The 22,467-nt window shown below is 44.3% G+C and carries 19 protein-coding genes; 12 read left to right on the forward strand and 7 right to left on the reverse strand.

Features of this window, described 5'->3' with window-relative positions; all coding sequences use genetic code 11:
* Positions 1 to 230: 230 nt before the first annotated feature.
* Together DLM75_RS15225 and DLM75_RS15230 are read right to left on the reverse strand one after the other, a co-directional pair.
* Entirely contained in the window at positions 231 to 1,109 is an 879-nt protein-coding gene (locus DLM75_RS15225; protein ID WP_118969357.1) for a patatin-like phospholipase family protein, read from the reverse strand.
* 386 nt (positions 1,110 to 1,495) lie between these two features.
* Positions 1,496 to 2,707: an MFS transporter gene (locus DLM75_RS15230; RefSeq protein ID WP_118969358.1), complete on the reverse strand. Its 1,212-nt coding sequence runs from the start codon at positions 2,705 to 2,707 to the stop codon at positions 1,496 to 1,498.
* A 113-nt stretch (positions 2,708 to 2,820) separates the two neighbouring features.
* Here DLM75_RS15230 and DLM75_RS15235 point away from each other — a divergent pair, with 113 nt between their 5' ends.
* From DLM75_RS15235 to DLM75_RS15255, 5 genes are all read left to right on the forward strand, one after another.
* Positions 2,821 to 4,098 (forward strand): acetyl-CoA hydrolase/transferase family protein, encoded by a 1,278-nt coding sequence (locus tag DLM75_RS15235; protein ID WP_118969359.1) that lies wholly within the window; start codon positions 2,821 to 2,823, stop codon positions 4,096 to 4,098.
* A 109-nt stretch (positions 4,099 to 4,207) separates the two neighbouring features.
* Positions 4,208 to 5,017 carry a UDP-2,3-diacylglucosamine diphosphatase gene (locus DLM75_RS15240; RefSeq protein ID WP_118969360.1) on the forward strand — a complete coding sequence of 270 codons (810 nt, stop codon included), beginning with the start codon at positions 4,208 to 4,210 and terminating at the stop codon, positions 5,015 to 5,017.
* Between the two features lie 47 nt (positions 5,018 to 5,064).
* The gene (locus DLM75_RS15245; protein ID WP_118969361.1) at positions 5,065 to 6,672 is read left to right on the forward strand and encodes an FMN-binding glutamate synthase family protein; all 1,608 of its coding nucleotides are present in this window, start codon (positions 5,065 to 5,067) and stop codon (positions 6,670 to 6,672) included.
* 120 nt (positions 6,673 to 6,792) lie between these two features.
* The gene (locus DLM75_RS15250; RefSeq protein WP_118969362.1) at positions 6,793 to 7,521 is read left to right on the forward strand and encodes a Yip1 family protein; all 729 of its coding nucleotides are present in this window, start codon (positions 6,793 to 6,795) and stop codon (positions 7,519 to 7,521) included.
* A gap of 1 nt (position 7,522) precedes the next feature.
* On the forward strand, positions 7,523 to 7,954 hold the full coding sequence (locus tag DLM75_RS15255; RefSeq protein WP_118969363.1) for an acyl-CoA thioesterase: 432 nt from the start codon (positions 7,523 to 7,525) through the stop codon (positions 7,952 to 7,954).
* Positions 7,955 to 8,856: 902 nt separating this feature from the next.
* Here the strand turns inward: DLM75_RS15255 and DLM75_RS15260 are convergent.
* Positions 8,857 to 10,479, reverse strand: a complete 1,623-nt coding sequence (locus DLM75_RS15260; RefSeq protein ID WP_118969364.1) for an aldehyde dehydrogenase family protein — start codon at positions 10,477 to 10,479, stop codon at positions 8,857 to 8,859.
* A gap of 195 nt (positions 10,480 to 10,674) precedes the next feature.
* On the opposite strand from DLM75_RS15260, the gene DLM75_RS15265 reads away from it, so the two are divergent.
* From DLM75_RS15265 to DLM75_RS15280, 4 genes are all read left to right on the forward strand, one after another.
* Positions 10,675 to 11,040 (forward strand): LB_289 family protein, encoded by a 366-nt coding sequence (locus DLM75_RS15265; RefSeq protein WP_118969365.1) that lies wholly within the window; start codon positions 10,675 to 10,677, stop codon positions 11,038 to 11,040.
* Between the two features lie 294 nt (positions 11,041 to 11,334).
* The gene (locus DLM75_RS15270; RefSeq protein WP_118969366.1) at positions 11,335 to 12,951 is read left to right on the forward strand and encodes a phytoene desaturase family protein; all 1,617 of its coding nucleotides are present in this window, start codon (positions 11,335 to 11,337) and stop codon (positions 12,949 to 12,951) included.
* A gap of 246 nt (positions 12,952 to 13,197) precedes the next feature.
* Positions 13,198 to 13,749: a PadR family transcriptional regulator gene (locus tag DLM75_RS15275; protein ID WP_118969367.1), complete on the forward strand. Its 552-nt coding sequence runs from the start codon at positions 13,198 to 13,200 to the stop codon at positions 13,747 to 13,749.
* 102 nt (positions 13,750 to 13,851) lie between these two features.
* Entirely contained in the window at positions 13,852 to 16,425 is a 2,574-nt protein-coding gene (locus DLM75_RS15280) for a histidine kinase N-terminal 7TM domain-containing protein (RefSeq protein ID WP_118969368.1), read from the forward strand.
* 1 nt (position 16,426) lies between these two features.
* On the opposite strand, the gene DLM75_RS15285 is transcribed toward DLM75_RS15280, so the two are convergent.
* From DLM75_RS15285 to efp, 4 genes are read right to left on the reverse strand one after another with little or no spacing between them, the layout of a single operon-like run.
* Positions 16,427 to 17,125 carry an SDR family oxidoreductase gene (locus tag DLM75_RS15285; RefSeq protein ID WP_118969369.1) on the reverse strand — a complete coding sequence of 233 codons (699 nt, stop codon included), beginning with the start codon at positions 17,123 to 17,125 and terminating at the stop codon, positions 16,427 to 16,429.
* A gap of 12 nt (positions 17,126 to 17,137) precedes the next feature.
* On the reverse strand, positions 17,138 to 17,890 hold the full coding sequence (gene mtnB, locus DLM75_RS15290; protein ID WP_118969370.1) for a methylthioribulose 1-phosphate dehydratase: 753 nt from the start codon (positions 17,888 to 17,890) through the stop codon (positions 17,138 to 17,140).
* 1 nt (position 17,891) lies between these two features.
* A complete protein-coding gene (locus DLM75_RS15295; RefSeq protein WP_118969371.1) occupies positions 17,892 to 18,425 on the reverse strand; it encodes a 1,2-dihydroxy-3-keto-5-methylthiopentene dioxygenase in 534 nt (177 codons plus the stop codon).
* 19 nt (positions 18,426 to 18,444) lie between these two features.
* Positions 18,445 to 19,011, reverse strand: a complete 567-nt coding sequence (gene efp, locus DLM75_RS15300; RefSeq protein ID WP_069609782.1) for an elongation factor P — start codon at positions 19,009 to 19,011, stop codon at positions 18,445 to 18,447.
* A 673-nt stretch (positions 19,012 to 19,684) separates the two neighbouring features.
* Between efp and DLM75_RS15305 the strand changes: the two genes are divergently transcribed.
* The 3 genes from DLM75_RS15305 to DLM75_RS15320 all read left to right on the forward strand — a co-directional run bounded on the left by DLM75_RS15305 (position 19,685) and on the right by DLM75_RS15320 (position 22,428).
* Positions 19,685 to 20,596 (forward strand): phosphate ABC transporter substrate-binding protein, encoded by a 912-nt coding sequence (locus DLM75_RS15305; protein WP_118969372.1) that lies wholly within the window; start codon positions 19,685 to 19,687, stop codon positions 20,594 to 20,596.
* 77 nt (positions 20,597 to 20,673) lie between these two features.
* Positions 20,674 to 21,000, forward strand: a complete 327-nt coding sequence (locus DLM75_RS15310) for a hypothetical protein (RefSeq protein WP_118969373.1) — start codon at positions 20,674 to 20,676, stop codon at positions 20,998 to 21,000.
* Positions 21,001 to 21,306: 306 nt separating this feature from the next.
* A complete protein-coding gene (locus DLM75_RS15320; protein WP_118969617.1) occupies positions 21,307 to 22,428 on the forward strand; it encodes a KamA family radical SAM protein in 1,122 nt (373 codons plus the stop codon).
* Positions 22,429 to 22,467 lie beyond the last annotated feature (39 nt).

Raw genomic sequence — 22,467 nt, forward strand, 5'->3', positions numbered from 1 at the left:
TAAAGAGCGTTTCTTTTTAATAAGAATCTCTTTGCTTCGCAAAGAGCCAATCGCAACCTACTCTTCAAGAGCCCGCGGTCAAAACCGTTGAGTCGAGTCTCTACTGGCTTTTCAAACTTTGTGGTTGCAGTTTGAGAGCCTCTCTTTTCTGAATCGCTCGGTGCGTCCGATTGATTTTCTTCGGTTCTACTTTCACGAGCCGTGATTCAAATCACAATCTCCGTATATTCCTATTCGTTAAACTGAATTCTTGCGTCTTCATAACCTCTGCTGATCAAATAGTCCGCCTGTACTTGCGAAAAATTTAATATACTACTGAAGCCTAGCGAGGTTCTCGGGCCGATCGTTCTGATTTTTAATTCCGGTCGATCCGCGCTCGGAATGGATAAAAGAGAAGAGAGTTTTGATTTTTTGCCTTTTCTTTTTTTCTTTTCAAAATTCATATTGGACATCACGGTTTGAAAGGAACCGATGAGAGAAAGCTCGAAGACCCTTTCCAAACCTTCTCTTCTCGTTTTCGGAAGTCCCATGTCGATCCCCCCGACGGGAGAAAGTAATACTACAACGATGTCCGTCGCCCCTCTTTCCACTGCGGGAAGAATCGGAGTGTTTGCCATTACACCTCCATCCCAGTGTGGAGCTCCGTCCACATACTGCCAGGGAAAAAACATCGGAATCGCGGACGAGGCCATCACGTGTTCGATATCGATTTCTTTGTTTCGAAAAAATACAAGTTCGGCGGTGAGAATATTCACCGCCGTGATAATCACTTCCGTCGGATTCTTCCTTAGGTTTCGAAAGTCCAAATGAGAATAGAGAAGATTTTTGAGCGGAGTCGTATCGGTTAAGGGTGAATAACTTTTTACGAAGATGTCTACGAGATCGTTCCAGATGGAATAACGCATCACCTTCTTTGCTTCGATCGACTTCCAGAGTTTGGTGATCTCGGCCGCGTTCATTCCGCAACCCATCGCGGTGGCCGTAATCGCTCCTACGGAAGTTCCACAGATGACATCCGGTTTGAATTGAATTTCTTCTAAATATCGAAGAACCCCGGCTTGATAAGCGCCTCGGGCTCCTCCTCCGGATAGGATCAGGGCACGTTTCATTCTACCTGATTCTCAAACGGTTCTAAAAAAGAGAAGAATTTTCGGTGGAGCGGGAAGGACACTTTTGAAAGGTTCGGAAAAGAAGAATTTTGAGGGAAACCTTCTGAGCGACTGCATCGTTTCTCCGGCATCAAACTGCCGGGATCGGAAGCTCGAGAATGACCAGTTCGCGAAACTCAGAAAGGTCAGTGGTCTGATTGTATTGCAATGCCCCAATTACGGCTGTATTGCAAGTGAAACCCGGGCTATTGCTCAGCCACCTCACAGGTCAATTGTTTACAACAACTATCATTCACTAGACCACCTCCTTTTCGTGTGGCTGCAAAATATTCTGTCTCATTAAAATGTCAAGAATTAGAGCAAAATTTTTCGGGAATTTTCTTTCCTTAAGAAACGGCCTTCACTCTCGAAATCAGAATCAGCGCGATCACGTTAAACCCTATCGCGAGATAACCGGCTATATCATAGTTTTCGTATGGAGCGGTCGGCGAGGCGGCGTAAAGAATACTTCCTCCGATCGTCGCGCCCAAACCGGAAGCCAAGTTTTGAAACGAAGAAATGACGGTCATAAAACGACCTCTGTCCTTCGGTTCGGTACTGGACGTAATCAATGCAAGCGCAGGAATCCATCTTCCGGAAACAAGAACCATAAAGAACGTAGTCAAAATCACGACGTTGGCCAAAGAAGTTTTTCCCAAATGCGTCATGATAAAAATGGGAACAAAGGATAAGGGAACCAAAATATAGAATACCTTGTGTTTTCCGATCTTGTCGGAAAGAATCCCGATCAATCTCGAAGAAAAAAGAGTGACCAGCCCGCCGAAAAAGTAGATCCACGGAATATCCTCTTTTGAAATTCCAACGTTTCGTTCCATATACGGAGCGATAAACGGAATCACTGTGAAGCCGCCCAAGATCACGAACATCATCAGCATATACGAGGCCGTATATTTTTTATAAGTAAGAATCCGAAAGAAGTTTAACACAGGGTTATCACCGGCGGATTGATACGGAGGAATGTGAGGTAAATGATAATACATCAAAACCAAAATCGGAAGACTTATCAAAGCGATTCCAGCGAAGGACATATTCCAACCGTAGAAGGAAGCGATCTTTAGACCCAGAGGAATTCCGATCACGGAGGCGACGGAGAATGCGCCCATAATGGCACCGGTTGCCCTTCCTCTTCTTTCCATCGCGATTGCGTCCCCAACCACCGCAAAGGTCACGGAACTGAGAACTCCACCGAAAGCGCCGGACAAAATTCTTGCAAACAAAAGAAGACGATAAGAATCCGCGACCGCACACAAAGCCGTCCCTATGATAAAACCTGTGTACAAGAACATTGCGGCCGTCTTCCGATTGAATCGATCGATAAAAAGCGCACCCACGATTCCCGCCGCGAACGCGCTGTACGTATATGCGGATATTAAGAATGAGAATTCCTGCGGGTCAATATGAAACGCCTCTTGAAAATAACTCCCCAAAGGCATCATGATCACGAAGTCGAGTATATGTGTGAATTGAATCGCCGCGAGAACGAAGATCAACATTCCTTCTGATTTTACGTATATGTTACGAGTCGGTTGTGATGACATTATATGGATAGCTTGAGAAATATCATTTTCTTGTAGATAGAAAAATCAAAAAAATAGGTTGAAGAGCTTCCATTCGCGAGAAGAATTCTTTTTAAAAAAGGTCCCTAAATTGAATGAAAGTTAAATTTATTTCCGCGAATTCGGCTCTTTCCTCTGTCCAATCGGGTCAGCGCGTTTTTGTGCACAGCGTCGCCGCTTCACCTCGATTGTTGATCGAAGCACTGACGGCAAGAGCTCAGGAGCTGACTAACGTGGAAATGATTCACCTTCACACGGAAGGCGACGCTCCATACGCCGAACCGGGAATGGAAGGTCATTTTTTTGTGAATTCTCTTTTCGTCTGCGCCAACACGAGGAAAGCGGTGGAGGAAGGAAGAGCGGATTATATTCCGATGTTCTTAAGCGAATGCCCTCTTCTCTTTAGAAACAAGATTCTTCCGTTAGATGTCGCTCTCGTTCAAGTATCTCCTCCCGACAAACACGGGTTTTGTTCTCTCGGAGTTTCGATCGATATCAGTAAGGCCGCAGTGGAAACGGCGAAGGTAGTGATCGCACAGGTCAATGAGAACATGCCCCGAACCCACGGAGACGGAATCGTACACATCGATCAGATTCATTCTTTTGTGGAAGGAAACCTTCCCTTACACGAACACAAGTCCGCTCCCCTTACCGCCATCGAAATCGCGATCGGAAAAAATGTCGCTTCCCTTGTGGAAGACGGAGCGACTCTTCAAATGGGAATCGGAGCAATACCCGACGCGGTTCTCACCTGCCTGACTTCCCACAAAGATTTGGGAATTCATACGGAGATGTTTTCGGACGGCGTGATGGATCTTGTCCAAAAAGGAATCATCACCGGAATTCATAAGAAAAAACATCCAGGTAAAATCGTTTCCGGTTTTGTGATGGGAACAAAAAAACTCTACGACTTCATCGACGACAATCCCCAAGTTGCGATGCTCGATATCGGATATATCAACGATCCTCACGTGATCCGAAAAAATCCGAAAGTCACCGCGATCAATTCCGCAGTGGAAGTAGATCTCACGGGACAAGTCTGCGCGGACACGATCGGAACCAGACAATTCTCCGGAGTCGGCGGTCAGATGGACTTTATCCGAGGAGCTTCCTTATCGGAAGGAGGCAAACCGATCATCGCTCTTCCTTCCGTAACTGCAAAGGGAGAATCCAGAATTGTCTCCTTACTCAAACCGGGAGCCGACGTGGTAACGACCCGAGCTCACGTCCACTACATCGTGACCGAATACGGAATCGCAAATTTATATGGGAAGAATCTGAGACAAAGAGCCAAGGCTCTGATCGGAATCGCACATCCCGATCACCGGGAAAGGCTCGAAAAAGAAGCGAGAGAAAGGTTCAAGATTCTCTGAAACGGGGAAACGTTGTAATCCAATTTTATTCTTCCTGTTTCAGATTTAGAACGGAATCGTTTGACAGAGGCCGATCCTTTCGTCAGATTGAATCTGTAATCGGAACTCAATGAAATTCGAACGTGATAAAGTCTATGAAGGAATTTTTCTTTCCGACGTTCACTACCTTCTCGACAAAAAGATCAAGTCCCACAAGCACAAAGAACTTTTTCAATTCTTAGATCATCTGGAAAAAAAGAACGTTCGTTTTCAGACGATCTATCTCGTGGGAGATATCATCGAGAACTGGTTCTTCAGCGCGTCTCGAAGACTCAGAAGAAGTAAAAAAAGATTCAACAAACTTTTCGATCGTTTGGACACACTTTCCGCGCGTGGTGGAGATAAGATCTACATCGTCGGGAATCACGATTCTACTTCGTATCTGATGAATCTTCCGCCGAAGATCGAAAAATATCTCAAAGAACGAAACTGGGAAATCTGTGAAAAAGCGGAAACCGAGAATCTAATCGCATTACACGGTCACCAAGGTCAATACAACCGTTTTACCTGGATCGGATCCATCTTTTTATTACGCTTTTTGCATATGATTGCGCTCTTGTTGCCGAACCTATTCCGTTTTTCGGAAGCGTTCTACCAAAAACATCTCAACAGACAAGACCCGACTACGACGGAAGAAATCCTAAGATATTACGAACGTCTTTCTCGGATTTCCCATCAAGGTCAGAAAGTTTTGATTTCTGGTCATACGCACGATTTTCTTTGCATTCCCAATCTCAAAATCATCAACACGGGAGACTGGGTAAAGAGCAATAGTTTTGTCCTTCAAGACGGAACGAACTTTATCGGAGCCAGGATGAACAAACGTGGAGAATTCACGAAAGAATTTATCTACAAGCACAAGGAAGAATCCGCTAGTTAGTAAAAATATTTCTTGCGGAACCTTTACAAAAGGTGCAGAATTGCCGGATGCAAATTCCGGATTATCAAATTCTAATTCAGTTTGTTTTGGAACACCCTTGGTCTTCCTTCTTCTCTGCGATCGGGATTTACACTCTCATCGCGTTTTTACACGACGTCTTTCAAAGAAGGCACGCGATCAAACACAACTTTCCTTTGGTGGGAAGAATCCGATATCTGTTCGAAATGATCGGACCAGAACTCAGACAATACTGGGTCGCAAACGACAAGGAAGAAATGCCCTTCAACAGAGCCGAACGTTCCTGGGTTTATGCGACGGCTAAAAAACAAAACAACAATTTCGGGTTCGGAACAACGGAATTGTTATACGAAGCCGGTTATCCGATCATCAAACACAGCACGTTTCCGTTTCCGGAATCCAAAGTAAAACATCTCAAGAACGATTCTTCTATGATCCCTTGTCTCAAAGTGATCGGAGAATATCACAACCGAAAAAAACCGTTTCGTCCGCCTTCCGTAGTCAACATATCCGCGATGTCATACGGTTCTTTGGGTAAGAATGCGGTCTCGGCTCTGAACAAAGGCGCGATGATGGCGCACTGTTATCAGAACACCGGAGAAGGAGGAATCAGCCCCTATCACAAGTTAGGCGGTGATATCGTCTGGCAGATCGGAACCGGATATTTTGGGACCAGAGATACAAAGGGAAATTTTTCACTCGATATGTTCGCACAAAAAATCCACGAGAATCCTCAAATACGGATGATCGAGATCAAACTTTCGCAAGGAGCAAAACCTGGAAAAGGAGGAATTCTTCCCGGAAAAAAAGTAACGGAACAGATCGCAAAAATTCGAGGAGTCCCGGCGGGAGAAGATTGTATTTCGCCTAACGCACATTCTGAGTTCAGTACGGTGAGCGAACTCATCGATTTTATAGAAAGGCTCCATAGCGTGAGCGGACTTCCGATCGGGATCAAAAGTGCCATCGGAGAAATCAATTTTTGGAACGAACTCGCGGAGAGAATGAAAGAAACAAACAAAGGACCCGATTTTATCACGATCGACGGAGGAGAAGGTGGAACCGGAGCCGCCCCTCTCGCGTTTGCGGATCACGTTTCTCTACCGTTCAAAGTGGGTTTCGCGAGAGTGTATCAGATCTTTCAAAACGAAAATCTCTCCGAGAGAATGGCTTGGATCGGTAGCGGTAAATTAGGTTTTCCTGATAGAGCGATCGTCGCCTTTGCGATGGGATGCGACCTGATCAACGTCGCAAGAGAAGCGATGATTTCGATCGGCTGTATTCAAGCGCAACGTTGTCATACCGATCATTGTCCCGCAGGAGTCGCGACGCAGAATCGTTGGTTGCAAGCCGGTCTGGACGTCGACCTCAAAGCGGAAAGAAACGCAAATTATATCAAAGGACTTCGCAAAGAGGTCCTTTCCGTCACTCACGCCGCCGGTTACGAACATCCGCTTCAATTTCGAGGAACCGATATCGAGATCAGCGCCGGTCTGAATATCTTTAAACCTCTGGAAGCGATATTAGGATATCAAAGAGATCACGTTCACTTTACAAAGATGTTGGATTATACGGATCACACATATTTGGAAGAATATATGAACGGCCTTACCAAGGAAGAGCCCTCTTCTCGTTAAGATGGAACCCAATGTGTTTCGAGTTAGAAAAAGAAATCGGATTCGAAGGATGAGCGGCCGGATTCTTTTCGTCTTGCCAACCCGCTTTTGTAGAAAAACCTGTACGAAAGCGGAGATCTCATGTTTCAGTTTTCTTATTCCTTTCAAAACATTCTTACCGAAGCGCGGGACATTTTAATCAGACCGATTTCTTTTTTTAGAAACCTTCCGAAAACAAAAGAATCGGTTCTCACGATCTACTTTCGCTTTCTGACCTTCCTCGGTTTCTTATATATCGGAGCGGTTTTGAGCATGACTCTTTTCACTCCGCTCGATATGCCGAATCCACCCGTTTCTTTCCTACTTTTGGAAATGCCCCTCGCATATTTTTTAGCGAGTCTAATCGTTTTTCCTATATTAGGATTTTTATATATGCTGATTTCTTGGATCTGCGGAGGAGTCACGAATTGGAGCAGAAATTTCCGTGCGAGCACGGCGGTTTTCAGCACATTCTGGGTGGCGATCATTCTTCAGAGTTTCGGAGGATTGATTCACGTGTACGTCGGGATCGGGATCGGAGTCGCCTTTACCGCATATATTCCGTTCCTTTTCTATCTCGCCCTGACTTCGTATCTGGAAGCACCGATCAAAAGGACCGCGATTACGCTAGGAGTTTTTACTTCGATTCTATTTTACGTTCAATATTCGAGAATGGCTTCTTATATCGATGACTATAGAATGATCGAAAACATGAACTCACACAAACCGCTTTCCAGAGAAGAGGAAGAAAAAGGCGAGCAAGAAGCCGCGGAAATCATCCGAAAGGCGATGGAAAAAGCCAGATCGGAAGGAAATCAAATCGAGGAATAATATGGCAAGAATTCAACTGGAACTCCCTAACAAGTTTGTCTGGTCCGTGGACTTAGACGTTCGAATTTACGATATCAACTTTGCGGACCATCTCGCACACGACCGAGTGATCTCGCTCCTCCACGAAGCAAGGGCCCGTTTTTTCTTGGAACACAATTATAACGAACTCAATGTCGAGGGTCTCGGAATCATCATGACGGACATCGCGGTCGTTTATAAGGCAGAAGCATTTTTTCGAGACAAGATCCGGATCGAAATTACAGCGGGCGATTTTAATGCGAGGGGATGCGATATCTATTATCGGATGTCTCACGCGGACGGCCCCGCGAACGGAAAAATCATTTGTGAAGCAAAAACCGGAGTCGTTTTTATGGACTATTCCACACGAAAGCTGGGAAATCTTCCGGAAGGTTTTCGAAAGATCTTTCCTTGATTTTTTTACGTATCAGAATAATTGAATATTCAAATATCTTATTTTTTTATCCGTAAAAGGTATAAGTTTAAGAATAATAGGAACGGCCGCTCCAACCTTTGAAGATTTTGGCTTACAATTTCAAAAAATGCGCGGCGTTCGTTTTCAATATCGGGATTTTTGTAGAAGTTCCTACAGAATCGCAGGGTTTATCCGTTTTGCCGATCTCTCGCATTTGTAAGAGTTCCTACGCGCCGCTACGGCAAGGATAAGGCTTATCGACGTTTTGAGGAACTCCTCAAGTTTAGTTCTTTTTTTGTAAGAACTCCTACTACTTGGAAATTTCGGAACAGAATCGTAAACTTCCACTTTCAGGCCCAGGTTCTATTTTTCAAAAAATTCTTAAATGCCAGACTCAAAGCCCAGCCTTCTTGCCCACATAGTTGAGGGGAGATATAACAAGAAGTGTCCAGAGAAAAGGCATTGTGTAGGAATTCCTACAAGAGAATTTTTTCTTGCGAAAAGTTCGATTTTGTGATAGAGGAAAGTTTCCGACTTTTTCCCGCCTCCGCTCCCCACCACCCGTAATCAGGGTGGGGCGCGCAACTTTCACAGTAGGGCGTCGTAGTTCCGACAAATCTTCTGAAGTTCTGGTCAACTTGCGTATAAGGACATGAGAAAACCTAGGCTAAAGAAAGAGCTCCGTTTTGGAAGATCATTTCAAAATGTGTGAGATCCTACATTTTCGTTTTCGGAAATACCCCATTCTCAAGAAATAGAATCACGACAAAACTCGCTTTCTACGAACCAGGTCGTGATTCTACCTACAAACAAAGTCCGAGAGAAAATTTTCTTGATCCGGGTTTAAACTCTGAAAAAAGAGAAAATCGAAAACTCTTAACGTTTTTTTCAAAATACCAAATTCAAACCTTCCAAGAGGTGAACATCTTTCCGATCATAAAAATGGAAAGTTTTGTTCCGTTGATCAGCCAAGAAATCGGATTCTTCGTAAAGTTGAATCTCATCGCAGAAAGAATCGCTTCGTAAGAAGCTTTATTAAACGGATACCACCAGATATTTCGTTTCGAAGGAATGATATCCCAATTCACGAGCTTCGGTTGAGTCATCTCGTCGAATCCGAGTCCGGAATGAGTTCTTCCCAAACCGGAATCCTTCCAACCGCCCCAAGGAGTTTCGGATTGTCCATGTGTGTAAAGATGATCGTTGATCGTGGTCACACCCGATTCCAGTTTTTGCGCGATCTTCTTTCCTAGTCCGATGTTCTTTGTCCAAACCGAGGAAGTTAAAGCCATTGTGGAATCGTTCGCGAGTTCGATCGCCTCTTCTATGGTCTTGAATTTCATTACTGGAATGACCGGACCGAAATTTTCTTCCTTCATCAATTCCATATCGTGATTTACGTCTACCATCAAAGTGGCCGGATAAAAGAACCCCTTCGTATTTGCGGAAGGCCGGGATTGAGCGACGATCTTCGCGCCGTGTTTGAGAGCATCGTCTACTTGGTGTTTTACGGTCTTCAATTGTTCTTCGGTCGTCATGGAACCCATATCCACGTCGAAGTTTACGTCGGCGCCGTGACGGATCGCTTTTGTTTTCGCCGAAAGTAAGTTTACGAATTTATCATATACTTTTTCCTGAACGTAAACCCTTTCCACACCGCCGCAGGATTGACCCGCGTTCTGATAACCGGCCCAAGCCGCACCGTTTGCCGCACGTTCGAGGTCGGCGTCTTCCAAAACGATCATAGGGTCCTTTCCCCCCAATTCCAAGGACAAGGGAGTTAACGTGTTCACTGCGGCGGCCATCAGAGTTTTGCCGGTCGCGACGGATCCGGTAAAGAAAATTTTGTCCACCCGATTCTCAAAGAACGTTTTTGAAACGGCTCCGCCGGAACCCACGATATGATAGAACAAACCGTCCGGAAGATTTCCCGCTCTTACGATCTTCTCGATCGCCTGTCCGACAAGAATCGTTGACTGAGCGACTTTCAAAAGAATCGCGTTACCCGCCATTAGCCCCATCGCGATCTCTCCGAACGGAATCGAAAGAGGATAATTCCAAGGACTGATAATTCCAACAACACCGAGGGGCACCCGATGCAGTTCATTCTTCTTATTAAAAAATAAGAATGTGGACATCGGAAGTTTTTTCGGTTGAAGGTGATGTCTCGCATTCTTCGCATACCAATCCGCGGCGAGTGCGGCCGGCAGAACTTCCGTGGAAAGCGCATCCATTCTCGACTTCCCGTTGTCTTTACTTACGATTTCAGCCAATTCTTCCGCGTGTTCCACGATATAATCGCGCATCTTCAGAATGTGTTTTTTACGTACCGCAAATTTGGTAGAAGCCCATTGTTTCTGCGCATCTCTCGCTTTGCGAAAAATCTCAGACATCTTTGTCAGATCTGTGTTCGGAACCTTCCCGATCTCTTCTAAAGTAGCGGGATTCTGCGCTACTTGAAAGCCATTCCCTATAAAGGATCCGTTCGTTTTCGAGTTAGATTGCTCCATTGTGCCGATAGACATTTTCATTCTCCCTAGTTTCTCTTCTTTCTTCGTTTCTATATAAGCATAACGCTTGTTCGGTGAGTCTATTATACAGAAAGAATGGATTTTATAACAAGCGTTTTTGCAACCGGTCCTGGGGGCCTCCCGGGAATCTCCTATACACGAAAAGCCCCCGTAAAAAACTGGCTTATCAGCTAAATCGAGGGTTTTTCTATGAAACGCACTGAACTGGAAAGAAGAGAAAGAGACCTCCGCAAGGCAGAAAAAAAGACACAGCTTCAAGACAAGAGGCTCGCCTCCGGGAAAGGATCTAGCGTGGGTGAATACATCGATGAGTTATCCGCCCTCTTTCGATACGATGCAACGGAAATCTTCAACACAGGAGACGACATTGCCATCTTGGAACTTTTAGAAGACATCCAAGCAAATCTCCCCGAGAAACAATGGGAGAATGTTCTTCGCAAAGCGATCAAAAAAACCGGAGTTCAAGAAAAGGATAAAGCCTACAACGAACTCAAAGAGTTGATGAGCGAAGGCGAAGAAGAATCCGAAACCGAGGAAGAAGAAGTCGGGGTTTAATCCCGGCTTTTCTCTTTTGATCGAAAACAAAGTTCCCCTTCGAAAAATCATTAAAAGAATTTTCCGTTCCCAAAAAACGAAATCACCGCAAAACTCATTCATCGAAAAATCTTTCCGTAAAAATTCGAACGATAAGAATCCGTTTCTACCCTGCGAGATTTTATCTTTTTCTTCCATCCTTCCTTAAGTAATTTGTAATGCTTCGAAACCGGAGCACCTTTTTATTTTTAAGAAGACAAAATCATTCTTATGAGGACAATCTGACCGAAACCATTTTCGGGAGAATGCACAAAGATGGACATCAAAGAAAAACACTATGATCTCATTCTGATCGGATCCGGTATCGGAGCATTGACAGTCGCATCTTTGATGGCGCAATATCGGGATAAGAAAGTTCTGATACTCGAACAACACTTTAAGGCTGGAGGATTCACCCACGCCTTCAAACGAGAGGGAAAGTTTCTCTGGGATGTGGGGATCCACTATATCGGAGATATGGATGAGAATTCCATGCTTCGAAAAATTTTCGATCTCATCACAAAAGACGAAGTCCAATGGTTCAAAATGCCTCAGATCTTCGAAAAGTTCGTCTATCCTGGAATCACCTTCGGAGAAAATAGTGATCCGGAAGAATATAAGAAAGATCTAATGTCTTTATTCCCCGAAGAATCGAAAGCTATCGGCCATTATTTTGAAGACGTTCAGAAAGTCGCCGGCTGGCACGGAAGACATATGATGCTCAAAGCCCTTCCCCCGTTCTTGGATAAATTCGGACACGCCATCGATCTGATCGGCGCCGACTCGGCCTTGATCACAACCAAAGAATACATGGATAAGAATTTTAAATCCCCCAAACTGAAAGCCATTCTGGTTTCACAATGGGGAGACTACGGACTTCCACCTTCTCTCAGCGCGTTTGCGATTCATGCCTTGATTGTCGCGCACTATCTCAAAGGGGGTTATTATCCGATCGGAGGCTCCGGAGTGATCTCACAATCGATACAAAAGATCATCCAAGAAAAGGGAGGAAGAATTCTTCTTTCCCGAGAAGTTCAGGAAATTCTCATCCAAGACGGAAAGGCCGTCGGCGTTCGAGTTAAGAATCGAAAAAAATCCGAAGAGGCCAAACAAGACGTTTTCGAAGAATATACGGCGGACGCAATCGTTTCCAACGCGGGAGCTTACAACACGTATACGAAACTCATTCCTTCCCGATATCAGATTCCATTCTTAGATAAACTCAAATCCTTTACCGATCGTTTTCCTCTGACAACGAACGTAACCTTATATCTCGGCCTTAAGGACGATCCGAAAAAGATGGGATTTTTAGGAGAGAATTATTGGATTTATAGTTCTTTCGATCATGATCAAAATTTTAAGGAAGGAGTCGATTGGATCGAAGGAGACAAGCCGGTTCCGGGCGCTTATCTTTCTTTTCCGTCTCTCAAGGATCCCCACGCACACGGACACACCGCCGAGGTCATCGCATTCAGCGACTACGAACCTTTCGCAAAATGGAAGGATCAACCTTGGAAAGAAAGAGACGAGGATTATAAGAATTTAAAAGATTCCATTCGAGATCGGCTTTTGGATTATCTCGAAGAACGCTTCCCTGGTTTTAAATCAAACGTGGAATACGCAGAAGTATCCACACCTCTGACCACCGAGCATTTTACTCTTCACAAACGAGGAACCATATACGGACTTCCTTGCGTTCCAGATCGTTTTCGCGAAAAAGAAGCACCTTGGTTTTCCCCAGTGACTCCGATAAAAAATTTATTTCTTACCGGGGCGGACGCCGCTTCTCCCGGAATGAGCGGCGCGATGATGGGTGGAATCAGCGCGGTAGCCCATCTCACCGACGGATTGAAGATGATTCAGATCTTCCGAGAAGCGGGTAAAAAAAGATAAACGAATTTATAACGCGAGTTATAACTCGCGTTCAACGAACGAATTCCTCTCTCTTCTTAGATCGTTTTAGGAAATATCAAATTTTGCTTGCTCTATCTACCAGATAGTATCTAACAGATATAAAGCCCTTTTGTTCGGGTTTCACTTTTAACAGAGATGAAGTTTTTCAAGAACTCTCCACCGTCCATACTTTTCTCCATTCGATTCGATCCATATCAGTCCCTTTTTTTTCGGACGATTTTTTAAATGGCGAGAATCAACAAAACACGTTATGCGCTTTTAGGAATTCTCGGAGAGACGCCGATGAACGCCTACGAAATCAAAAAAACGATAGAACAAAGTATCGGCTTTTTCTGGCAAGAAAGTTTCGGGCAAATCTATCCTATCTTAAAACAACTGGAAAAGGAGGGCTGTCTCAAATCTTCCAAGGAGAAAAAAGGAAGCGGGCTGGAAACTACGATCTACAAGATCACTCCGAAAGGAAAAAAGGAACTAAAAGACTGGTTAGAAAAACCCGTTGAAAAATCACCTTATCGCAACGAACTCCTCTTAAAACTTTTTTTCGGAAATCATGTAAAAAAAGAAATATTGATCAAACATCTTCAGGACACAAAGGAAGAAGTTCTCCGCCTAATGGACATATACGAAAACATACGAAAATTTGTAAGCGAGATGGAAAACACCGAAACGAACAAAACTCTGAGCTTGATCACCCTCGATTTTGGAATCACAACTGCAAAAGGCTTTTTGGACTGGGCGGAAGAATCCCGTAATAAGATAAAAAATTCCGAATTTTAATCCGAACTTATTTTTCTACTTCCCACTCGAATGGATCCCACTTAGCCTACGATCAATTCTCAATGGAAAAAAAGTCCTTGAGATCATTTCGGTAGAGTCATTATGAACCTTCCACCTCTTCAAGAAACAATGGACCTCACTTGGTCTCCATTTGCGTTCTACTCCTGTTTTTCCTTCTTCATCTTCAGCATCAACTTTTATATCACGTATAAGAATCTGAGAGTCCAAGGTAGCAAAGAATTCCTTTTCGTACTTCTGGGATTTTCGGTCTATTCATTCGGAAGTTTTTTCGAACTACTTTCCAGGAATGAAAGATGGATCCTATTTTGGGACGATTTTCAATTTATCGGAAACGATATCATCGTGATCGCGATCTCCTTCTTTATTCCAAGGATGACTTCGCTCACCTTCGCCTACAAATTCCCTTTGTCGATTTTATTAATTCTCTTCCCGATATGTAATGAAATCATAATATGGTCCGGTTTCCATCCGGAATGGATCAGAACTGACATCTGTTTTCTTTCCGAAACTCCATGGAAGGCCTTAACCTACGACTACGGCCCTTGGATGAAATTATTCATCACGTATTACCTTTCAGCGCAATTTTTGATCGTCGTGATTTTGATCTGGAAGTTTGTCACTCTCAAAGGATTTCGAAAGGCCCAGATGTTTTTACTGCTCATCGGAATCATTTTTCCTTTCCTGGGCGGCTTAATGACGGTCGCCGGCTTATTCCCGTTTCTCAATCCGCATCTCGACATATTTCCGATCACCGGTTCTATCGCGGCTTTGATCTGGGCATACGGCCTATTTTATTTTAGAATGATGGATTTGATCCCGATCGCAAGGGATAAAGTTTTCAATCTGATCCAGGACGGAATTCTTATATTAGATAAGAATAATGTTATTCTCGACTACAACGAGGAGGCTTTTGTCCTTTTCCTAAGTCGATTGGATACGGTCGGAATTACTCTTAAAGAAATTTATCCGGATCTGGACCATCTTATCCAAAATTATAGAAAGGAAAAAATCGATTCGTTCCCGGACTTACGCATCTTCGTAAAGGGCGAACTGAGATATTACGAAGTCATACTGAGAAATTTTTCGAACCATGCGGATCAAAGCGACTTCTGGATTCTGACCCTAAGAAATATCACCGAAAGAAAACTCGGAGAAGAAAGAGCCATCGAAGAGAAAAATTTTCTCAGTATGATCTTGGATTCTACCAGAGTCCTTTTTGTAGCCTTGGATAAGGACGGAAAAATTCTTCGATTTAACAAAGCCTGCGAAAACGCGTTCGGATATCTTTCCGAGGAAGTTCGAGGTTTTCCCTTCTGGGATATTTTCGCGGAAGCTCATAAGAAGGAACAAATCAAAAAAATCTATCTGAGAATGATCCGATGGAAATTTCTACCGAAAACGCAAGAGCAATGGATCGGAAAATACAGAGAGAGAAAATTGATTCAATGGGAAAATCGGGAAATAAAGGATAAAAACGGAAGAACGAATTACATCATTTCAGCTGGAACGGATCTAACCGATGTCTATAACGCCGAAAACGAAATCGCAAACTTAAGATCCGCTTACGCCGAAATTTCGAAAAAGAATCAGTTGATCGAGGATCAGAAAGAAGAGCTCGAAGAAATCATCGATACACTTACAAAAACCCAGGCCCAACTCGTACAAACCGCAAAACTCGCCGACTTAGGACAACTCGTATCCGGAATCGCACACGAAATCAACAATCCGTTAGGCGCCATTCAAGCCTCCAATCAGAACATTCAACATTATACGAGATCTTTTCGAGAAAAATCGAAACACTATTTCCGACTTTTAAATCGACTTCCACAAGAAATCCGCGATCAGATCTCCACGCTTATCGAGGTAGCGGGAAATCACAACGATCTCGTCCTAGGCCTGGAAAGAAGGAAACGGGTGAAGGAAGTAAAAGCAAATCTGGAAAAGATCGGAATCGAAAATCCAACGAACGACCTCTGTGAAATCGCGATCGAATGCGGGCTTTACGGAAGGGAAGAAGAATATTCGAATATTCTAAAACATTCCGAGGTAATCTCCATTTTAGAATTGATTACGGATCTATTAGGCCCGGAGCGGAATTCTCAGACGATTCAAACCGCGGTCGAAAGATCCTCTAAAATTCTCTACGCTCTCAAAAGTCTTGCTCATTTCGAGAGCAACAGTATTTTAGAAGAATCGAATATTCGCGAGAATGTGGAGATCGTCCTCGCACTTTATCAAAATCTATTTCGACACGGAGTCGAACTTTCGGTTGAATTCGAAGACCTCCCGCCGGTTCCGATCTATCGGGACGATCTTCTTCATCTCTGGACCAATCTGATCATGAACGCCGTCCAAGCGATGAATTATTCCGGAAAGTTGAATATCGTCGGCTTAAGGGAAAACGGCTATGCCGTGATCAAAGTGGAGGACTCGGGTCCGGGAATTCCGGATTCTCTCCGGGATAAGATTTTTGATCCTTTCTTTACGACCAAACCTCCGGGTGAAGGAAGCGGACTCGGTCTTGATATCTGCATGAAGATCGTCGAGAAACACAATGGAAAGATCGTCTTCGAATCCGAACCGGGAAAGACGGTGTTCACCGTTCGTCTACCGTATCGACATTCTTCGGAGAACGTTTTTGTTAAGCGAAGATAGATTATAGGATCCCTTTTCGAGGGAGAAGTCGGATCTCATCCGGATAAACCGCGTCCGGAAGCGTGGAAAGAGTCGCCAACCATTTTCCGAAGTCGTCCACAGGGATCATATCGGCCTGATCAAAACCGTCCCTCCCCTTCCAAATATCCGTATATACGGCTCCGGGATAAACCGTAATCACACGAATCCCTTTCGGTTTTAATTCTTCTCGAAGAGCTTTGGCAAAACCCGCGATCGCGTGTCTACTCGCGCAATACGCGGTCGATTCCGGAAATCCTTGATAACCCGCGGTAGAGGAAAGATAACAAAGAAAAGCTCCGGGTTTTAATAAAGGAAGAATTTCCTTCGTGAGGACAAAAAGAGAATTCAGATTCAGGACGAAATGAGCATTCCATTCTTCTAATGTGATTTTTTCAACGGGTTTAAAAAGACCACTTCCGAAGGTAAAATAAACGCCCGATAAAATAGAAAATTGTTTCTGCAAGGAAGACACGAATTCGGGGACTTCCGAAGTCCGAAAAAGGTCACAGTGATAATTCTTTCCAAATTCGAACGTGGACTCGGAGTTACGCACAATTCCGGCTCTGGAGATCCCGATCGCGTTCTGACCTAGCGCATTCAGATTTTCTAATACAGATTTTCCGATGCCCGAACCTGCCCCGGCGACAAGAATGGGTGAAATTTCTTTGGAGGAAGACAAATTCATTCCCGTTTACGAAAAGGTTGCCGGATATACCGGAAATTCCGTGGAGAATACTTCGGCCCGATCCTGATCCGTATTGGATTGATCCTGTCTTACGGCTTTCGTTTCCATCGGATAGGATAAATTCCTCCAAGAAACCATGTATTTGAGAATAAAGTCGGTCGCTTCCAGATTTCGATTCGCTTGCGTTAGATCCTTTCCCCAAACCGTAATCCCGTGTTTTTCGATGATACAAAACGGAACGACAGGCTTGTAGTCTTTCAGATATTTTTCCAGACAATCGGAAATATCCTGAACATTCGAAAAATTGTATATTACGGGAACATAAACCTTTGGATTCTCTTCCCAGATTCCGTAGGCTTTTAAGATTTCAACGGAGGGAAGCTCGAGGAGCGCGATCGGGTCCGCTTTCGAAGTGCCGGCTCCGATTAAATTGGATTCCAAGGTATGAACGTGAAGCCCGCAACCGGCGCCTTCCATGGCGCGATATACCGCACGGTGGATCGAAGTTTCCGCGCTCGGCTTCAATCCTTTTTCCGGCTTCGCTTCTTTTGAATGAATCGGTTTTCCCGATTCCAAATCTACAAAAAGAAAATTACGTTTGTTTAATAGGTTTTTGTCGAGTCCGCTTCCGCTGACCCAGAATCCCGATTCTCCCGGGAAACGAACGGAAAGATTGCCCGCGGTTCCGGGCATCCATCCGTTTTTGTGATAGGCGGCTCCCAAGGATGAGAGCCGTTCCAATTGTTTTTTGACGGACATATCAGTCCAAGGAATTGGTTTCTTCGACGTAGTTCGGAACCCAACCGCTCATGTCTTGGAAGTAACGCACTGCCTTGATTCTTTTTTTGTCGTCGAGATAGAACCAATGATTCGTATTTCTAGGAACGGAAATAAAATCGTCTTTCACAACGTGAACTAAGAATTTTTCGCCTTTGAGAGCAAAACCGAAAACTCCGGAACCGTCCACGATATATCGAACCTCTTCGTCCGTGTGATAGTGAACTTTATCAAACTTTGCGAGCATCTCGTTCAAACCGGAAACATTCGGATGAAGTACGATCAGATCTCTCGATTGATATCCTTCTTTTTCTTTTAAGGTTTGAAAACGATCGTCGAGTTTTGATAAAAGATTTTCCTTTTCAGTGTCCGCCAAAACTTCTTTGTTTGTAAGTTCGGTCGCGCCTTCGGGAACTTTCCAGTGGTCGTAATCGATTCCTCTTTCTTTGAGAAAGGATTTTACTTCGTTCGTCTCCTTGATTTCAGGAAGACCGTTTTGTCTTACTATCGTTGCCATAGTAATACCTCCGCAGATGTTATTTGTTGACCCTTTCTACGTAAGTGAGATCTCGCAGGTCTATTTTTACGACGTCGCCCTGCTTAACGAAAATAGGAACGTTGATTTCTCCGCCGGTTTCGACGGTGACACGTTTTTGTGCGGTTCCGGAAGTGTCACCTTTCAGACCTTCTTCCGCATATGTAACTTCTAAGATGGCAAAGTTCGGAGGAATGACTCCGATCGGCTTTCCTTCGTAGAAAGTAACTTCCATCGCGGTTTCTTCCTTTAAGAAGGGAAGAATGTCTTCCACGTATTCTTTAGACACCGGCATTTGTTCGAAGTCGTTTGAGTCCATGAAGATGATATCATCTCCTTCGGTGTAGCAGATGGTCATATTTCTTTTTTCTAACTCGACACTTTCTAACTTTTCTGCCGCTTTGAAGGTCCGTTCGATGGAACTGTTTCTGGTAAGATTCTTCAGTTTTGTTCTGATAAAAGCGGAGCCTTTACCCGGGTTTACGAATTCGGTTTTTACAACCGAGTAGAGATCCCCTTCCACTTTGAGAACCATACCTTTTTTTACTTCTGTGATACCAAGAGTCATGGATTTTCCTAAGAATAAATTGCGCACCTTCTATTGGTTTTGAAAGAGGCGCCCTGTCAAGAAAAAGAAGCCACACAACGCGATCCGTATGGAGCGCACAGTCGACAAATCGCAGTGCATTCCCGACCGATCTTGGGAGCGAGGTTGAGTTTCGCGTTTGGCCCTTAGCGAAGCTAAGAACGAGCGACCCATGCCCTTAGTATAAGTCGCTTGAGGATCTCAAGAAGAAACCGTCGGAACTACGACAATTCTTTCGTAAACGTTCGCGCGCCCCGCCCCGATTTTTGGGTGGAGGGGTGGGAGGCGGAAAAACTCCGGGGACTTTCCTCTACCACAAAATCAAACTTTTCGCAAGCAAAACTTCCCTTGTAGGAACTCCTACGAATACCAATTTCTCGGGACGATTTTCGTCGCAGTTCCCTCTCAACGTTTGAAAATGGTTTTAAAACGGACCAGGGAGAAAACCGTCCTCAAGATTGGATCGAAAAGTGTGCCAAAACCACCCGTCCTTCCAGAGAATCGATTTGAGTTCTGAGACCATTCTACGGAGTTCCTAGAACGATCCGAAATCAATGTGGTAATTTGTAATAATTCAAATTCGAATTGTAATAGACTTTTTTGAGATCAAAAACACTCTCCCGGGGAACTCAAGTAGGAACGTAAAGACAGACGTATGAAATTGAAATCTCTTATCTTAAGCGCAATCATTCTATCGGCTTCACTCGCCGGAAATTGTAAACCGAAAGAAACAATCACGGTGACCGGGTCCGAAACCATGCACGTGATGCTTCAAATGATCGGATTGGAATATTCCAGAAAAAAATCCGGAACACAAGTGGTCGTAAACGGAGGCGGTTCGATCGAAGGAATCGAAAAGTTATTCCAGGGCAAGACGGATATCGCCGCGGCGAGCAGACCTCTGACCGAAAAGGAACTCAAGGAATTCGACTCCAGAGGAAAGTTCGAATCTCTCGCAGTCGCTTATGACGGAATCGCAATCATCGTAAATCCTGCGAACCCGATTCGAAAGATCAGTTTGGAAACGGCGTCCAAGATATTCTCCGGAGAAATCAGCGATTGGTCCAAAATCGGAGGCAAAGCGGGAAAGATCCAAGTTGTCATTCGAAACGATAAATCCGGAACCGCGGCTTATTTTGAAACGCACGTTTTGAAACAGAAAGATCTCGGCGCAAAAAATTACGAAGCGCGCAAGAACGTGGAATATTCTTCGAATGCCAAAATCGTTTCCGATAACGACACGATGGCGGCGGAGATCGATTCCAATCCGAACGCGATCGGATTTATGGGAATGGGAAGCGCTCTTTTCGAAAACAAAGGACGGGTTCGCGCTTTGGAATATTCTTTATCCGGAAAGGAACCTCATGTTGTGCCAAGCATCGAAAACGTTTACAACCGAACGTATGAACTCTCCAGAGGATTGTATCTATTCTATCTTTCCGATCACGGACAAAAGATCGATGATTTTATAACATACGTTACGAGTGAAGACGGACAGAAGACGATTTTAAAAAGCGGATATCTCCGCGGATCTCTTCCAACGGTAGAAGTAGAAGTAAAAAAATAGAATAAAACTTTAGAATCCCGGAATTTTTTGAAAGGAAAAGGATTGATTTTCAACATTTTCCGGATCTAATCAACAATATGGGTCGCCGTGCTTTACTCGGAATGGTTGCGCTGATCGTTGCAGGATGTTTTCTTGCGGACGGTTTTGCGGAGAGTAAATTAGAATCGTACAAACCACTTGTTAGAACGAAGGCCCAATCCAGAACCATCACTCAGGTTTCCAATCCATTCACAAAAGGAATCTCGTTCGGTGACGACGACAAAGGCCGAGTCGACTTTCTCAGATTGGATTGTTTTTCCGGTAAATTCTTACCAAACCATACCATTCCCAAAATTGAAATCATATCTGGTAGAGTTTCTCTCTCATTTCGATATCTCTCTCTACCTCCACCGACGGCTGTTTAAGGAACCATTCAATTCTGTATTTAGGGAGTAAGTCTCCCCGTTTCGAGGTAGTTGTTTCTTTGGGCAAAGAGAACCTTCCTCCTCGGACGAAAACAGAATCTCCTTTTTGGAATTATTCTCATTCTTGTCCTGAATCTCCTAAAACGTGAGAATGTCCTAAACCGGGGATGCAATATAAAAAAGATGGCCGGAAGCAGGTTTCGAAAGTCCTCCTTCCGGCTTTTTTTAGGATTTTAGAATTTCAGTTCTTGGTTGACGGAAGACGCGAAGATTCGAGGATTTCAGAAGAGCCACGGAGTGATTCCACTGTCTACTTTCCCTTTAACACAAACCCCATTCTTACAAAACCAAACAGCAAACCAGCCCGAGTGGTTGAATTGGAAATGGCAGATTCAAAATCGGATCAAAACGCAAGAAGAACTTTCTCGCAGAATCGAACTCACTCAAAAAGAGAAACTCTCCTTCGAGGCGTGTTCGACCTTCTTTGAATTCTCCGCAACTCCCTATTATCTGGAACTCGCGGATCCGGTAGATCCGAATTGTCCGATTCGACTTCAGATCGTTCCTCAAGAAGAAGAATTGATCCGAAACGGGTTCGAAAAACAGGATCCGCTCGCCGAAGAATCTCATATGCCGGTCAAAGGAGTTACGCACCGTTATCAGGATCGGGCGCTCTGGTATTTGTCCCATGTCTGCGCCGTCTACTGTCGATTTTGCACTCGAAAGAGAAAGGTGAGCAAATCCTTTCACACACCGGGAAAGGAAGAATGGGAACAAGCCCTCGCCTATTTTCGAGAACATACGGAGATCAAGGAAGTGATTCTTTCGGGTGGGGATCCTCTCAATCTTTCCGACGATCGATTGGATTATCTTCTCGGCGAACTCAAATCCATTTCGCATATCAATCAGGTACGAATTCACAGTCGATATCCGGTCACACTTCCGATGCGAATCGATTCTTCTCTTTGTAGAGTTCTAAAAAAGCACTTCCCGATTTTTCTAATCACACACTTCAATCATCCGAAAGAAATCACAGCTCTCGTAAAAGAAAGGATCGCACTTCTCATCCAGGAAGGGAATGTGATGGTTCTCAACCAGAGCGTTCTTTTAAAGGGAATCAATGATTCTCCCGAAGTCCTCAAGGACCTGTTTTACGGTTTAACTGCGATCGGGATCAAACCGTATTACCTTCATCAATGTGACGAGGTCTGGGGAAGTAGCGGCTTCCGAGTGGAAATCGCAAAAGGTGTCGAGATCATGAAACAGATTCGCGGAAGAATCTCCGGGCTTTCCGTTCCTCTTTACGTAGTCGATCTGACCGGCGGCGGAGGAAAGGTTCCCTTACCTACGGATTATCTGGCCGAGAAGAAGGAACATTCCTACGTTTTTCGAAATTATCAGGACGATCTCTATGAAATCAGTACCTAATATTCGGAATTCTTTTTATAGAGGAAACTTAAGCTTTTC

Origin of the sequence: Leptospira stimsonii (assembly GCF_003545885.1) — a bacterium.
In the GTDB taxonomy this organism is placed as follows: Bacteria; Spirochaetota; Leptospiria; order Leptospirales; family Leptospiraceae; genus Leptospira; species Leptospira stimsonii.